General features: G+C 65.4%; 12 protein-coding genes and 1 pseudogene. 9 read left to right on the plus strand and 4 right to left on the minus strand.

Going from position 1 to position 14802, the window contains the following annotated elements; genetic code table 11:
- The 6 genes and pseudogenes from CWO91_RS37310 to CWO91_RS37335 form a co-directional block, all read left to right on the plus strand.
- On the plus strand, positions 1–610 hold a 610-nt coding region (locus tag CWO91_RS37310), incomplete at its 5' end, for a tetratricopeptide repeat protein (RefSeq protein WP_130220410.1).
- 145 nt (positions 611–755) lie between these two features.
- Complete coding sequence (locus CWO91_RS37315; protein WP_130220411.1) at positions 756–1427, plus strand: OmpA family protein; 672 nt, start codon at positions 756–758, stop codon at positions 1425–1427.
- 158 nt (positions 1428–1585) lie between these two features.
- Positions 1586–2515 carry an efflux RND transporter periplasmic adaptor subunit gene (locus CWO91_RS37320; RefSeq protein WP_130220412.1) on the plus strand — a complete coding sequence of 310 codons (930 nt, stop codon included), beginning with the start codon at positions 1586–1588 and terminating at the stop codon, positions 2513–2515.
- A pseudogene (locus CWO91_RS37325) lies at positions 2515–5678 on the plus strand (efflux RND transporter permease subunit). Before CWO91_RS37320 ends, CWO91_RS37325 begins: the two are co-directional and overlap by 1 nt.
- A 170-nt stretch (positions 5679–5848) precedes the next feature.
- The gene (locus CWO91_RS44755) at positions 5849–6022 is read left to right on the plus strand and encodes a hypothetical protein (RefSeq protein ID WP_245471493.1); all 174 of its coding nucleotides are present in this window, start codon (positions 5849–5851) and stop codon (positions 6020–6022) included.
- The gene (locus CWO91_RS37335) at positions 6019–6303 is read left to right on the plus strand and encodes a type II toxin-antitoxin system RelE/ParE family toxin (RefSeq protein ID WP_130220414.1); all 285 of its coding nucleotides are present in this window, start codon (positions 6019–6021) and stop codon (positions 6301–6303) included. The genes CWO91_RS44755 and CWO91_RS37335 overlap by 4 nt, the downstream gene beginning before the upstream one ends.
- A 4-nt stretch (positions 6304–6307) precedes the next feature.
- Here CWO91_RS37335 and CWO91_RS37340 read toward each other — a convergent pair whose 3' ends face one another.
- Entirely contained in the window at positions 6308–6982 is a 675-nt protein-coding gene (locus CWO91_RS37340) for a Crp/Fnr family transcriptional regulator (RefSeq protein ID WP_128930729.1), read from the minus strand.
- A 248-nt stretch (positions 6983–7230) separates the two neighbouring features.
- On the opposite strand from CWO91_RS37340, the gene CWO91_RS37345 reads away from it, so the two are divergent.
- Positions 7231–9285, plus strand: coding sequence for an AsmA family protein (locus CWO91_RS37345; protein ID WP_130220415.1), 2055 nt, complete (start codon positions 7231–7233; stop codon positions 9283–9285).
- Between the two features lie 200 nt (positions 9286–9485).
- The gene (locus CWO91_RS37350; protein ID WP_130220416.1) at positions 9486–11933 is read left to right on the plus strand and encodes an adenylate/guanylate cyclase domain-containing protein; all 2448 of its coding nucleotides are present in this window, start codon (positions 9486–9488) and stop codon (positions 11931–11933) included.
- A gap of 208 nt (positions 11934–12141) precedes the next feature.
- Here the strand turns inward: CWO91_RS37350 and CWO91_RS37355 are convergent, their stop codons facing one another.
- Positions 12142–12540 (minus strand): PIN domain-containing protein, encoded by a 399-nt coding sequence (locus CWO91_RS37355; RefSeq protein WP_130220417.1) that lies wholly within the window; start codon positions 12538–12540, stop codon positions 12142–12144.
- Positions 12537–12767 (minus strand): AbrB/MazE/SpoVT family DNA-binding domain-containing protein, encoded by a 231-nt coding sequence (locus CWO91_RS37360; protein WP_130220418.1) that lies wholly within the window; start codon positions 12765–12767, stop codon positions 12537–12539. Before CWO91_RS37360 ends, CWO91_RS37355 begins: the two co-directional genes overlap by 4 nt.
- Positions 12768–13006: 239 nt before the next feature.
- Here CWO91_RS37360 and CWO91_RS37365 point away from each other — a divergent pair, with 239 nt between their 5' ends.
- A complete protein-coding gene (locus CWO91_RS37365; protein WP_245471494.1) occupies positions 13007–13834 on the plus strand; it encodes a hypothetical protein in 828 nt (275 codons plus the stop codon).
- On the opposite strand, the gene CWO91_RS37370 is transcribed toward CWO91_RS37365, so the two are convergent.
- On the minus strand, positions 13835–14802 hold a 968-nt coding region (locus CWO91_RS37370; RefSeq protein ID WP_130220420.1), incomplete at its 5' end, for a Spy/CpxP family protein refolding chaperone.

Genomic DNA, 14802 nt, shown 5'->3' on the forward strand with positions numbered 1-14802 from the left:
CTCGCCGAAGCCGCAGGTCGAGGCCGCCCTGCCGCCACCGCCGCCGCCCGTGAAGCCGGCTGATCCCGGTCCCGCGCCGAGCACGGACAGCGGACCGAGCCCCGCCGTCCTGGCTGACGACCCCACGATCAAGAGCCTGACGGCCAAGATTGCCGCCAATCCGGACGACGTGAACGCGCTTTACCGGCGTGGCCAGGTCTATGCCAGCAAGGGCGCCTACAACCTCGCCATCAAGGATTTTGACGATACGCTCCGCATCAACGCGAAGGACGTCGAGGCGCTGAACAACCGCTGCTGGACCCGCACCGTGGTCGGCGATCTCCAGGCCGCGCTCAAGGATTGCAACGAGGCGCTGCGGCTGCGACCGAACTTCGTCGATGCGCTGGACAGCCGCGGACTCGTTAACCTGAAATCAGGAGCGGTCAAGAACGCCATCGCCGATTTCGACGCGGCCCTGCGGATCAACCCGCGCCTGACGTCCTCGCTCTACGGACGCGGCCTCGCCAAGCAGCGCAACGGCTCCGCCCAGGAAGGCGCGCTGGACATCGCCAATGCCAAGGCGATGGATCCGAACATCGTTCAGGAATTCGCAAGCTACGGAGTGCGTTGATATTTTTTTGGGTTGAGGCAGCAGACGCCTCGAACCTTCAACAGCCCAAGGAAGACTAATGGGCGGATGCCGCAAGGGGGCCTTTCCCGAGGGCTTGTTGCAGGAATTTGGAAATGCGCGAGCTGGCTGCGCAGGAGGGACTGCTATGAAATTGGCTGCAAAGGGACTGACCGCGATCCTGTCCATCATCACCATCGGCGCCGCTCTGTCGCTGCCGGCTTCGCCCGCCTTCGCGGGCGACGAAAGCAACAGCAAGAACGTCACCGAGGACGAGATCGTCCGCGCGCTCGCACCGCCGCCGAAGAAGCCTTTGACCCGCGGCCTCTCGATCGCCCCGCAGGCCGATCCCGCGCCGAACGCGGCGGAGACCAAGCTGATCCAGTCCGTGCGCGGCCGCTCGACACGCTCGCTGTCGTCGACCGAGCGCGAGGAAATCGCCTCGGTCGCCAAGGACAAGCCGAACATCGATCTCGAGATCACGTTCGACTACAACTCCGCCAATATCAGCACCAAATCGATGCCTTCGGTGCAGGCGCTCGGTCGCGCGCTGACCAGCCCCGACCTGAAGGGCTCAACCTTCGTGGTCGCCGGTCACACCGACGCCGCCGGCGGCGAAGCCTACAACCAGGACCTGTCGGAGCGCCGTGCGGATTCGATCAAGCGCTACCTCGTCGACAAGTACGGCATCTCGGCGACCGACCTCGTCACCGTCGGCTATGGCAAGAGCAAGTTGAAGGATCCGAGCCAGCCGATGGCGGAGGTCAACCGCCGCGTGCAGGTCGTCAACATGGAAAACAAGACCACCGCATCGAAGTAAGCACGACGCAATCCTTTGCAGTGACACGTCGTGATGTGGTGTAACGTCTCGCTTCCAAAGCGCGTCCCGCAGCCTTGCGGGACGCCGCTTTATTTCAGGGAAACGCTCTCGATAGGCCTCGTACGGACGGCCGTGAGCCAGGCCAGGGTGATCCGGCGATGAACCTTTCCGCATATCTCAAGCCGGCCGGAACGGTGGCGTTCGTCGTAGCGCTCGGCATCGGCTATTATCTGTTCGAACATCGGCGCCGCCCCGAGGCGAAGGAAACGCCGGGCGAGGCGCTCGTCATCGTGACGAAGTCGACCAATGCCTGCTTCTCCGACCTCGTGCGGGTGACCGGCTTCTTCGTGCCGCGCCGCGAGGCCGTGGTCGTCGCCGACCAGGAAGGCTCGCGAGTCACGGACCTCTTCGTCACCGAAGGCACCACTGTCACCGACAACCAGGAGCTGGCGCGCCTGACCGCGCCACCGCAGATCCCGGGCCAGCAGCAGCGACCCGGCCCGCAAGGCCCGATCTCGCTGAAGGCGCCCGCGCCGGGCCTCGTCACCGAGGTCCGCACCATCGTCGGCGCGCCGGCCTCGCCGCAGGCCGGCCCGATGTTCCGCATCGCCGTCAACAACGAGATCGAGCTCGACGCCCAGGTCCCGGCGGTTCACATGCCCAAGCTCAGCTCCGGCGCGACCGTGCGCATCAGCCGCGACGACGCGCCCGATCTGATCGGCCGGGTCCGGCTGGTTGCACCCGAAATCGACCGCACGACCCAGCTCGGGCGCGTCCGCATCAGCGTCACCAACAATCCCTCGCTGAAGGTCGGCGTATTCGCCCGCGCCTCGATCGACGCCAAGCGAAGCTGCGGCGTCTCGATCCCCAAGACCGCGATCGACCATCTCACCGTGCAAGTCGTCAAAGGCAACATTGTCGAGACGCGCAAGGTGCGGGTCGGACTGTCGTCCGACAGCGCGACGGAAATCCTGGAAGGGCTCGAGGTCGGCGAAATCGTCGTCGCCGACGCTGGCTCTTCGCTCCATGATGGCGACCAGATCAAAACCATGTTCGCCGATGAACTCGATCGCACGCGGGTACGCTGATGGCTCTCAATATCTCGGCATGGTCGATCCGCAATCCGTTGCCGTCGGTCGTCTTCTCGATCATCCTGCTGGTTCTCGGCTGGACCTCCTTCACCAAGCTCGCGATCACACGGCTGCCGTCGGCCGATATTCCCGTGATCTCGGTCGCGGTATCGCAATTCGGTGCGGCGCCGGCCGAGCTCGAATCCCAGGTCACCAAGACGGTTGAAGACGCCGTCTCCGGCGTCGAGGGCGTGCGGCACATCACCTCTTCGATCACCGATGGCCTGTCGGTCACCACGATCCAGTTTGCGCTGGAGACCAACACCGACCGCGCGCTCAACGACGTCAAGGACGCGGTGACGCGCGTGCGCTCCAACCTGCCGCAGAACGTCACCGAACCGCTGATCCAGCGCGTCGACGTCATCGGCCTGCCGATCGTCACCTATGCCGCGATCTCGCCCGGCAAGACGCCGGAGCAGCTCTCCTATTTCGTCGACGACGTGGTCAAGCGCGCGCTGCAAGGCGTGCGCGGCGTCGCCCAGGTCGAGCGCATCGGCGGTGTCGAGCGCGAGATCCTGGTCTCGCTGGATCCCGACCGTTTGCAAGCGATGGGGCTGACCGCGGTCAATGTCAGCCAGAGCCTGCGCGGCACCAATGTCGACGTCGCCGGCGGCCGCGCCGAGATCGGCAAGAACGACCAGGCCATCCGCACGCTCGCCGGCGCCAAGACGCTGGGCGATCTTGCCGGCACCATGATCCCGCTGTTCGGCGGCGGCGAAGTCCGGCTCGACGATCTCGGCACCGTCACCGACACCATCGCCGACCGCCGCACCTTCGCCCGCTTCAACGGCGAGCCGGTGGTCGCGCTCGGCATCAAGCGCTCCAAGGGCGCCAGCGATGTGAAGGTGGCCGAGGCCGTGCAGAAGCGCATCGATGCGCTCAAGACCGGCTATCCCGACGTCGATCTGAAGCTGATCGACACCTCGGTCGAATATACCAAGGGCAATTACCACGCGGCGATCTCGACCCTATTCGAAGGCGCCATCCTCGCCGTCGTCATCGTGCTCCTGTTCCTGCGCGATCTGCGCGCGACCATCATCGCCGCGATCTCGCTGCCGTTGTCGATCTTCCCGGCGTTCTGGGCGATGGACCTGCTCGGCTTCTCGCTGAACCTCGTCAGCTTCCTCGCCATCACGCTGTCGACGGGTATTCTGGTCGACGACGCCATCGTCGAGATCGAGAACATCGTCCGGCACATGAATATGGGCAAGTCGCCCTATCGTGCCGCGTTAGAGGCCGCCGACGAGATCGGCCTCGCGGTGATCGCGATCTCGCTGACGATCATCGCGATCTTCGCACCCGCGAGCTTCATGTCGGGCATCGCCGGACAATTCTTCAAGCAGTTCGGCATCACCGTTTCGGTGCAAGTGTTCTTCTCGCTGCTCGCGGCCCGCTTCGTCACCCCGGTGCTGGCCGCCTACTTCCTCAAGCACAGTTCGCATGAGGAGCCGCCGCCCGGCCGCATTTTGCGGTCCTATCATGGAATCGTGGCCTGGTCGGTGAGGCACTATTTCATCACGGTGCTGATCGGACTCGGCATCTTCGCCGCCTCGATCTGGAGCATCACGCTGCTGCCGCAGGGCTTCCTGCCGGCGCAGGACAGCGCCCGCTCGCTGCTTGCCCTCGAGCTGCCGCCGGGCACTCAGCTCGCCTATACCGAAAAGGTCACCGAGGACATCGTCGCGCGCCTGCGCAAGCGGCCCGAGGTGAAGAGCATCTTCGTCGACGGCGGGCGCGTCCCGCCGGGCACCCAGGAAGTCCGGCGCGCGCCCTGATCATCAACTACACGCCCAAGGACAGCCGCGACATCACTCAGCGCGAGCTCGAGTTCTCGATCAGCCAGGAGCTGGAGAACGTTCCCGACATCCGCTTCTGGTTCCTGGACGAGAACGGCCTGCGCGCGATCTCGCTGGTGGTGACCGGTGTCGATCCCAACATCGTCAACAACGTCGCGAGCGAGCTTGCGACGCAGATGAAACGCATTCCCACCATCTCCAACGTGATCTCGGAAACCTCGCTGGAGCGGCCCGAACTGCGCATCGAGCCGCGCGCCGATCTCGCCGCGCGGCTCGGCGTCTCGACCGAAAGCCTGTCGCAAACCATCCGTGTCGCCACCATCGGCGACGTCGGGCCCGCACTCGCCAAGTTCGACGTCGGCGACCGCCTGGTGCCGATCCGCGTTCAGCTCGAAGACGCCGCGCGCGGCAATCTGAAGACGCTCGAGCAGCTCCGCGTGCCGCTCGGCGAGCACGGCGAGAAGGGCGGCGTGCCGCTCTCGGTCATCGCCGACGTCAAGCTCGACCAGGGCCCCACCAGCATCAACCGCTACGACCGTGAGCGACAGGCGACCGTTGCGGCCGACCTGGTCGGCTCCGCTGCGCTCGGCGATGCCACCAAGAAGATCTACGAGCTGCCGGTGATGAAGAGCCTGCCGAAAGGCGTGAAAGTCTCCCCCTCCGGCGACGCCGAAAGCCTCAACGAATTGTCCGACGGCTTCGCCACTGCGATCACGGCCGGCCTGATGATGGTCTACGCCGTGCTGGTGCTGCTGTTCGGCACCTTCCTGCAGCCGATCACCATCCTGTTCTCGCTGCCGCTCTCGATCGGCGGCGCGATCGCCGCCTTGCTCGTCACCGGCAAGCAGCTCACCACGCCGGTGTGGATCGGCATCCTGATGCTGATGGGCATCGTCACCAAGAACGCGATCATGCTGGTGGAATTTGCCATCGAATCCATTCACGCCGGCAAGCCGCGCGAGGAGGCCATGATCGACGCCGGCATGAAACGCGCCCGCCCGATCGTGATGACCACGATCGCAATGGCCGCAGGCATGATGCCGAGCGCGCTCGCGGTCGGCGCCGGCGGCGAGTTCCGCTCGCCGATGGCGCTCGCGGTGATCGGCGGCCTGATCTTCTCGACCATCCTGTCGCTGGTGTTCGTGCCCGCGATGTTCATGGTGATGGACGATTTCGGCGCCCTGATCTGGCGCTTCGGCAAGCGGCTGATCGTGCACAGCGAGGACGCCGCGGTTGCCGGTCACCACGGAGCAGCGCCGGCGGGCGCCAGTTCGGCGGAAGCGGCACCGGCGCCGAAGAACATCGCGCGCCCAGCGGCGGAGTGAATCTTCCTTCGCGACCCAGGGCTCGACATGAGCGAACGAAGTGCTATCTTTTAGGCATGACCCTCGTAAGTCGCACGCTTGAGATCGATGCTGATACCGATGCCAGGCTCAGGGAAATCGCCTCTGAGCGCGGAAAGGACGTCGCAACAGTCCTGGCCGAGGCCGTCGCCTTGCTGGATTCGGTCGTCGATCTTTCTCACCCTGACATCGAGGAAGATCGCAAGCGCTACGACGAATACAAGCGCACCGGTCTTGCCGTCTCGCTCGATGACGTCAAGACGTGGGTGGCAAGCTGGGGTTCTGTTGACGAGTTGCCTCGTCCCCAACCGCGCAAGATCAGATGATCCTGCTTTCGCCGGCCGCCGCTGAAGATATCGAGCGGCTGCGAAGCTTCCTTGATACGGTCAATCCAGACGCAGCAAAGCGCGCCTTGGCCTTGATTTGGAAGGCCATCGACCGACTCCAGGACTTGCCGGCTTTGGGTAAGCCGACTGAAGACGCGAGCATCCGCCAGATCATCGTCCGCTTTGGTTCATCAGGTTACGTCGTGCGATACGTCACCGTTCCGGAGGCGGGCGACATTCTCATCACGCGCATCTGGCACGGCCGAGAGGAGCGCACCTGAGGCCCTACTCGTTTCGCGCGATCGCCGTCAGCTTGGTCATGTTCCGCAGCAATATCCGGCCGCGCTGGAGATCCAGGATCGCCTCCTTGCGCCAGGCCTGAAGCTGGCGGTTGACGCTTTCGCGGGCGGCGCCGACGAAGACGCCGAGTTGCTCCTGCGAGATGTGCACCTCGGAGCCGAAATCGGCGGCGAGCGCGCAGAGCCGCCGCGCCAGCCGCACCGGCAGCGGCTGCAGCATGGATTCCTCCATGCGCTCGCTCTGCCAGCGGATGCGCTGGCAGAGCAGCGCGATGATCTTGATCGCGACCTTTGGCTCGCGCTCGAGGAAACCGAGGAAATCTTCGCGCCGCAGCACGAACAATTCGCTCGCCTCGCCTGCGGTAGCATCCGCCGTGCGGCTCTGGCCGTCCAGCACCGCGACCTCGCCGAACAGGTCGCCCGGCCCCATGAAGTTCAGCGTCAGCCGGCTGCCGTCGGAGGCGCCGGTCTCGATGCGGACCTGGCCGCGGCGCACGCCGAACAGCGCGTTTCCGGGATCGCCCTTCTGAAACAGCACCTCGCCGCTCCCCAGATGCTGGGTGTGGCAGAGATTGGACAGCCGCTGGAGTTCGTCCGCACCGAGATCCGCGAACATCGCGTTCATCTTCAGGATGACCGCAAATTCGGCCTGCTTGCTCATTTCAATGTCCTCGTCAATTTACTCGTGAATGTCCTTGGCAAATCGCTTGGAACCATCAACATCAGGATCGCGTAAAACCGCGCCGGAGAAGTGTGTCATAAGTCACATAACTTTGCAGCACCCCCCGACTATTTTTGCGCGCTTGGAGCCGCTTCCCGTCCCGGGATAAACTCAGGCACAAAAGACGGGCGCAAAGGACGGGTAATCCGCCGGGTTCGCTGCCGATCGTCCGTCGTTGGGAAGTCGACATGAGAGCACTGAAATTCGCCGGCGCGGCTTTGGCTGTCGTCATCATCGCGATCGCGGTCCTGCTGGTGGTCGGAATCCCCTCCGGCTTCCTGACCTCGACGATTGCCGCGCGGGTCGAGAGCGCGACCGGCTATCGCCTGTCGATCGATGGCACCACCAAGATCAGCCTGTGGCCGACGCTGAACGTCACCCTGAACGACCTCACGCTGCAAGACCCGAAGGACCGCAGCGGCATAACGCGCGTGACGGTCGACAGCGTGCAGGCCGACATGTCGCTCTCCAGCGTCTGGTCGGGCCGCCCTGAGATCAGCGAGCTCGTCGTCACCCATCCCGTGCTTTACCAGCCGCTGCTGCGTGAGCGCCTGCCGAATGCCGGCACCGCGTCAAAGCCGCTCGCACTCGACACGGGCGGTGCGACCATCGACCGCGTCAAGGTCAGCGACGGCGAGGTTGCATTCGCGCGCGTGCGCGATCGCGTCGAGGGCCGCATCAGTGCCATCAATGCCGATGCCGTCGTTGGCGGCGACCGCAAGGTCGACATCACCGGCACCGCGCGCGTCGGCGAGCACCCGACCAAGTTCGACATCAAGGCGGGCCCACCAGCGGCGCCGGGCGACCGGCCGACGATTCCGGTCGACTTCGCCATCGACATGCCCGATGTGCTGAAATCCCAGCTGACCGGTCATGCCGACATGCGGCTGAGCGGCGATGTCGTGATGATCAACGGCGTGAACGGCAGGCTCGGCGACGGCGCCTTCAATGGTTGGGCTTCGGTCGACATCGCGAGCAAGCCGCTGGTCAAGGTCGATCTCGATTTCCAGCGGCTCGCGATTCCGCTGGCGAAATCGCCGGAAGGCGCGGCCGGACAACCCTGGAGCAATGCACCGATCGACGTCTCCGGACTCAATTATGTCGATGCGCAAGTCAGGATCTCGGCGAACGAGGCCGTGATCGGCGATGCCCGTCTTTCGCCGCTCGCGCTCGATGCAAAACTCGCCGGTGGCGTGTTGAAGGCCGGCACCGCCAATCTCGGCGCCTATGGCGGCCAGGTCTCGGGCGAGGTGATCCTGGATGCGACCACCGGCGGGCCGAGCTTTGCCATGCATTCCGACCTCGTCGGCGTGCGCGCGCTGCCGCTGCTCCAGGGTCTTGCCGAATTCGACCGGATCGACGGCAAGCTGCAGGCCAAGCTCGCTCTGCGCAGCGCCGGCACCAGCCAACGCGCATTGATGGCGAACATGCAGGGCACGGCCTTCGTCAATTTCCAGGACGGCGCGATCCGCGGCATCAACGTCGCGCAGATGATCCGCTCGCTGACCACGGGCACGCTGTCCGGCTGGCAAGAAAATCAGGACCCCGGCCAGGAGCAGAGCACGGACCTGTCGCAGCTCTCGGCCTCCTTCCGCATCGACAAGGGCCAGGCGGTGACGACCGATCTCAATCTGATCGGACCGCTGGTGCGCGTGACCGGCGCCGGCACCATCGCCCTCGACACCAAGATGATGGGCTTTCGCGTCGAGCCCAAGCTCGTGATGACGACCGAGGGCCAGGGCCGCACCTCCGATCCGGTCGGCTTCGGCATTCCCGTGATGATCCAGGGCACCTGGTCGCAGCCGCGGATCTATCCAGACATGGCCGGCGTGCTGGACAATCCGGACGCCGCCTATGCCAAGCTGCGCGAGATGGGCAAGGGCCTGTTCGGCCCCGATGGCGCCGGGCTCGGCAATATCCTGGGCGGCCTCGGGTTGGGCGGCACTACCGCACCGGGCGGCGGCAACGCGACCGGCAATGCCAATCCGCAAGGTCAGCAGCCGGGACAGAACAATCTGCTCGGCGGTCCCTTGGGCGAAGCCATCGGCAATCTGATCCAGCAGGGGCTTTCCAGCGGCGCGGGATCCAACACCGGCACCGGCCGCAGCCGCAGCCTGCCGGCGACGCCATCCACGCCGGCCCCACAGGCCTCGCCCACGGCGCCCGCCCTGGAGGACCCGCCGGTCGCACAGCAGGACAGTCAGCCAATGAACGACGTGCTGCGGCAACTCTTCAATCGATGAGGGGTGGACGCAGGCTGCAGCAATTCATCCCCTTTTCCACCTGCCCCTTTGCCACCGCTTCTGGCGTCCACAGCGGGTAACCACAACGGCGGCTCGGCCGGCCCCTTGGCAATCCCTTGGCCCAAATTGTGGTAGAACGGCTCGAAAGGGCCGGTACGGCCGGTAGCGCGCAGCGTCAATGGCGGCGCGAGAGGATCGGGATGGCAGGAGCGAACGACAAGACACGGTTTCTGCGCGAGGGCCTGTTCGCCAAATATGTCGTCTCCCTCGTCGGCCTCGTCGTGTTCGTGCTCGCCGTCAACGGCGCGATGGAGACCTGGATCTCCTACCGCGCCACTAGGACGTCGCTGACCGACGGGCTGGAGGACAAGGCGCAAGGCGCCGCGCGGCGGATCGAGCAATCGATCTCGGAGCTCGAACGCCAGATCAGCTGGGTGACGCGGGCGAGCCAGGACACGCTCGAAAAGCGCCGTGCCGACTACGCCTCGCTCCTGCATCAGGTCTCGGTCGTCAATCAGCTGTTCCAGCTCAACGGCGAGGGTCGCGAGGTGCTGCGCGTCTCGCGCCAGTCGACCACGACGGGGAGCAATGCCGACCTCTCCCGCGACATGCGCTTCACCGACACCGTCGCCCGCGGCGTCAGCTACGCGCCGGCCTGGTTCGCCGACCGGACCCCGTACATGTCGATCTCGGTGGCGCATTCCGGTTTCAACGCCGGCGTCACAGTCGCCGAGATCGATCTCAGTTTCCTCTCCGACTTCCTGTCTGACGCCCAGGTCGGCAAGGCCGCGTTCGCCTATGTGGTCGATCCGCGCGGCCGCGTGCTGGCGACATCCTCGAAAGGGCCCGATATCGGCAAGGACCTGTCGAAGCTGCCGCAGATCGCGGCCGCGATCGCGCCCGGCCGCGAGCCCGACACGTCCGGCACCGATTTCAACGGCCATGCGGTGATGAGCGCCGCGAGCACGGTGCCGAAGCTCGGCTGGAGCGTGCTGTTCGAGCAGCCGACCACGCAGGCCTTGATGCCGATCCGCGACCAGCTGGTGCGCATCGCGCTGCTGATCGGCATGGGGCTGATGGTCGCGATCCTCGCCGGCACGCTGCTCGCCCGCCGCATGATCATCCCGATCACGGCGCTGCGCGACGGCGCGCACAAGCTCGGCGAGGGCGATTTCAGCCACCGCATCGACGTCCACACCTCCGACGAGCTGGAAGACCTCGCCGGCCAGTTCAACCGCATGGCCGATCAGATCCAGGAGACCTATTCGAACCTGGAGAGCAAGGTCGAGGAGCGCACCCGCGATCTCGCGCAGTCGATCCACGAGCTCAAGGTGCTGGAGGAGGTCGGCCGCGCGGTCTCTTCCTCGCTCGATCTCAATGCCGTGCTGCCGACCATCGCGGCCCGCGCCATCGAGATCACCCGTGCCGATGCCGTGCTGATCTACGGTTATGACGCGGAACAGCGCCGCTTCAACCTGGTCGAGGCGGGCGGCATCGACAAATCGGCCGAGGGCGCGCATGTCACCATCGACGAAGGCGCGAACATCCTGAGCGATTCGGCTGGGAGCGGCGAGCCGATCGCGCTGGCCGATCTCGATCAGGCCTTCGAGCAGCCGCTGCGCGACGCCGCGATCAATGCCGGCTTCCATTCCGTGCTGGTGGTGCCGCTGGTCGATCAGCAGGGCACGCTCGGCTCGCTGGTGGTGCTGCGCCGTGCCAGCGGCGCATTCGCCCCCAGCATCATCGGCCTGATGCGCACCTTCGCCAACCAGGCGGTGCTGGCGATGCGCAATGCGCGGCTCTTCACCGAGGTCGACCACAAGAGCCACGCGCTGGAGACGGCGAACGAGACCGTGCGCGCCCAGGCCGACAAGCTGCGCGAGCAGACCGAGCAGCTCAAGGACTGGAACAAATCGCTGGAGGCGCGCGTCAAGACCCAGCTCGGCGAGATCGAGCGCATCCGCAAGCTCGAGCGTTTCCTGGCGCCACAGGTCGCGCAGCTGATCGCCTCCTCCGACAGCCCCGAGGGGCTGCTCACCAGCCAACGCCGCGAGGTGACCGTGGTGTTCTGCGACCTGCGCGGCTTCACCGCGTTCACGGAAGCGACCGAGCCGGAAGAGGCGATGAACGTGCTGCGCGAATATCACGCAGCGCTCGGCAAGCTGATCTTCAAATATGAGGGCACGCTCGACAAATATGCCGGCGACGGCGTGATGATCCTGTTCAACGCGCCGATCCAATTCGAGGACCACATCCAGCGTGCGGTGAAGATGGCGGTGGAGATGCGCGACACCATCGGCCCGCTGACCGAGCGCTGGCGCAATCGCGGGCATAGCCTCGGCTTCGGCATCGGCATTGCGCTCGGCTACGCGACGCTCGGCCAGGTCGGCTTCGAGCAGCGGCTGGAATATGCCGCGATCGGCAGCGTCACCAACCTCGCCTCCCGCCTCTGCGGCGAGGCCAAGCCCAACCAGATCGTGGTGAGCCGCCGCGTCTACGGCATGGTCGAGCCCTGGGTCGAAGCCCGCGCGCTCGACGATCTCCAGCTCAAGGGCTTCAATCACCCCGTGCTGGCGATGGAGATCCTGTCCTGGCGCGAGGAGGTGGCGAACGTGGTGGATGCCGCGGCGGCACGGCGGCGAGGCTAGCCAAAACAAAAAATGCGAAAACAACCCCATGCACAGTAGCCGGGGGCTGTGGGATCAATGACTTACCCGGGTCTCGCGCGGGTGCTGGCGTGATTGACACGTCGGACGCTCAGGCTGATTTCGCGACGTTACGAAAGCGCTCCAGAGACGCCCTGATCGCGCAGGACATGCGTAAAGTTCTAGATCTTGGCGACGTGAGTCTGGGCGTTCACGGTGCGCTCCCGAGAAACGGATTGACGATGGTGAGCCCGCCGATGCTGCGGCCGTGTTGCAGGTCTTCGCTGTAGAGCGTGTCGCAGCCGGCCTCGACCGCCGTAGCGACGATTAGGGCGTCATAAAAGGCAAGGGTGTGACCGCTGGCAAGCGCAAGCGCCGCGGCGTGCGTGTGTGATGTCAGCGGCAAGATGTCGGGAAAGCGAAAGCGGAGGGACTGCACAGCTGCCTCGATCATTGGCCAGTCCTGCTTCTTACGCAACACGTTGGTGAACTCGTTCAGCACCTGCGCGCTGATGACACCACCGCCAGCAATCGTGTTCAGCGCCCGCTGGCGCTTTGTGTCGGTCGAATAGGCGTAGATCAGAATATTGCTGTCGAAGAAGGCGCTCACCGCTCGTTCGCCTCATCGCGATCGAACTTGTAGCCTTCGGGCAGGGGAAACTGGAACTGCTCCACCTGCCTGAGGAATTCCGCCCGCTTGTCGATCTTCTCCACGGCGAGCCGGCCCTTCGAGGCCTCCACCACGTCGAGTTCGTCGCCGGGCGAAAGATTCAGGGCTTCGACGAGTGCCTTGGGTAGGCGAACGGCCAAGCTATTTCCCCATTTGGAAACCAGCACGGAACCCTCCATGATATACACGAACTGCTGTATATCATAAAACGGATATCATTTCTCCTCAAGAGGCCTGCAGCCGATGCCTTCGTCTTGGGAGGCGCGCCGGCGAAGCCGAGAATCTCGCGCAATTCACTCTCCCCCGAACCACATCCCGCCGCCCTGCGACCAATCCTCGCTTCGCGAAAATCGGATGGAGACGACCTGTGTCGTTTGCCTTGCCTTCGCGTGCTTATGATTTGCAGATGCTGGACCGTCCCGCCGACCGCGCGCGCGATCATGGCTGGGTCTATGGGCTGCCGCCGGGCATCACCAGCGAACAATGGCCGCTCGATCCGGTCAGCGGCTATCCGCTGATACATGGCTTCACGCTTCTGCTGCCGGAGGATTATCGCGTGCATGGCGCGGACATCGTCGCGGTGTCGTTCTTTGCCACCGGGCCCGATCACAATGACGGCGGCGCGCCCGACGACCCTGAAATCCGCGAGGCCGTGCTGGCGCTACCAGCGCATCCGCGGCTGTCGCGGATGACCGACATTCTCGATTATGAATATGCCGCGCTGCTGCTGACCAAGGCCGAATATGACGGCGCGTTCACAACGCCGCCGGCGCCGCTGGCGCTTGCGACGGCCGAGCGGCCGCGCTGGCCCGACGTCGGCGGCGCCAGCGCCTTCTTCGAGGCCGCGCCGCCTTACGGGCAGAAGATGTTCGCCAGCGCTCCGCGCGCTGATCTCATAGAAAATCGCGCGATTGCCTTGACGCCACGCGCGAGCGATCCCAACGCCGGCAAAGGCCCGCAGGACGAGTACACCCGCGAAAACCCGCCGACCGGCTATCAGCCTTACTACTATTACGTCGGCGGCGTGCCGGGCCCCGACAATTTCCGCCTGCACGACTGGAGCAAGGACCACGCCCACAACCATCTCGGCGGCACCATGCGGCCATGCCAGGCGGTGCCGGAGATGAGCCCGTTCTACATCGAGTTCGAGGAATATTTCGGCGGCTACAACTTTGGCGGCGGCAATGCGCAGCTCGACTTCAGGGACATGAAGTTCGACTGGGCGTGCGGGTGATCACGCTCCCCGCTTCGGTCCGACCGCCTCGAAGCCGGCCTTCTGCTCGTCGCTCAGATCCGCCTCGAAATCGTCGAGCGCATCGCTGACGCCGCCGACCGCTTGCAGCATCGTCTCCAGCCGCGCCTTCACGGCGGCGAGGCGGGCCTGCGGTGTCGCGGCGGCCTCCGCCGGGCAGGCGCTCAGCGTCTCCATGGTGCGCAGCGTGGTGTCCTGGAGCACCTCAAAGCGGGCGCGGGCGGTCTCGTCGAGCTTGAGCGTGGAAGCAATCTCGGCCGCGGGCCATTGCTGCTGCACCAGCTGCTCGTATTGGCGCTGCGCCTTTTCGTCATAGCGGGGATCGTAGTCCGGCTTGCAGGCGGCGGCCGCCTGCGCGTCCTTGGGCCGAGCCGCGGCAAGCGCGGCGCGACGCTCATTGCCGAGCGCATTGAGTCTGGCTTTCTGGTCGTCATTGAGGAGGCCGACGAATTTCGCAAGCGGCGGCGCGACCGCGTCAATTGCCTTGATCATGGCCTCGAGCCGCTCGCGCATCAGGCCGAGGCGCTCGGCGGCGGTGGCCGGGGCCTGGGCCGGGCAGGCGGCCCGGATGGTGTCGCGCGCAGTATTCCAGGCGGATGCGAGCTCGTCGAGCGCGGTGCGCTGCGATTCGTTCGGCGCTACGGCGGCAGTGATGCGTTCGACGGGCAGGCCGCCGGTGTCGCTGGCTTCGCAAAGAGTCTCCGCGGACGGGGTGCGCCGCGCGCGCCGGCCTTGCGGCGCGGTGTAGGCGGCAAGCTCCGTGGCCGCATAAGGCGTGAAGATCGCGGCATAGATGTCGCCATAGCCATAGAGCGAGAGGCTGGTGGTGTCGCCGAAGACGATCGCGGTGGTGAGATCGTCATGCGCGAACGGCCAGAACACCGGGCCGACCCAGCCATAGCTGCCGTCGGGATGGCGCCACCAGCCCTGCGGGCGGCGACCGCCCTGCC

This window comes from Bradyrhizobium genosp. SA-3 (assembly GCF_004212635.1).
Lineage (GTDB): Bacteria > Pseudomonadota > Alphaproteobacteria > Rhizobiales > Xanthobacteraceae > Bradyrhizobium.

What these genes read in the sequence shown, in the direction of transcription:
- CWO91_RS37365 (WP_245471494.1), top strand. Translation starts at nt 13,007, where the DNA reads ATGCTGGACCGTCCCGCCGACCGCGCGCGCGATCATGGCTGGGTCTAT.
- CWO91_RS37315 (WP_130220411.1), top strand. Translation starts at nt 756, where the DNA reads ATGAAATTGGCTGCAAAGGGACTGACCGCGATCCTGTCCATCATCACC.
- CWO91_RS37320 (WP_130220412.1), top strand. Translation starts at nt 1,586, where the DNA reads ATGAACCTTTCCGCATATCTCAAGCCGGCCGGAACGGTGGCGTTCGTC.
- CWO91_RS37350 (WP_130220416.1), top strand. Translation starts at nt 9,486, where the DNA reads ATGGCAGGAGCGAACGACAAGACACGGTTTCTGCGCGAGGGCCTGTTC.
- CWO91_RS37345 (WP_130220415.1), top strand. Translation starts at nt 7,231, where the DNA reads ATGAGAGCACTGAAATTCGCCGGCGCGGCTTTGGCTGTCGTCATCATC.
- CWO91_RS37335 (WP_130220414.1), top strand. Translation starts at nt 6,019, where the DNA reads ATGATCCTGCTTTCGCCGGCCGCCGCTGAAGATATCGAGCGGCTGCGA.
- CWO91_RS37340 (WP_128930729.1), bottom strand. Translation starts at nt 6,982, where the DNA reads ATGAGCAAGCAGGCCGAATTTGCGGTCATCCTGAAGATGAACGCGATG.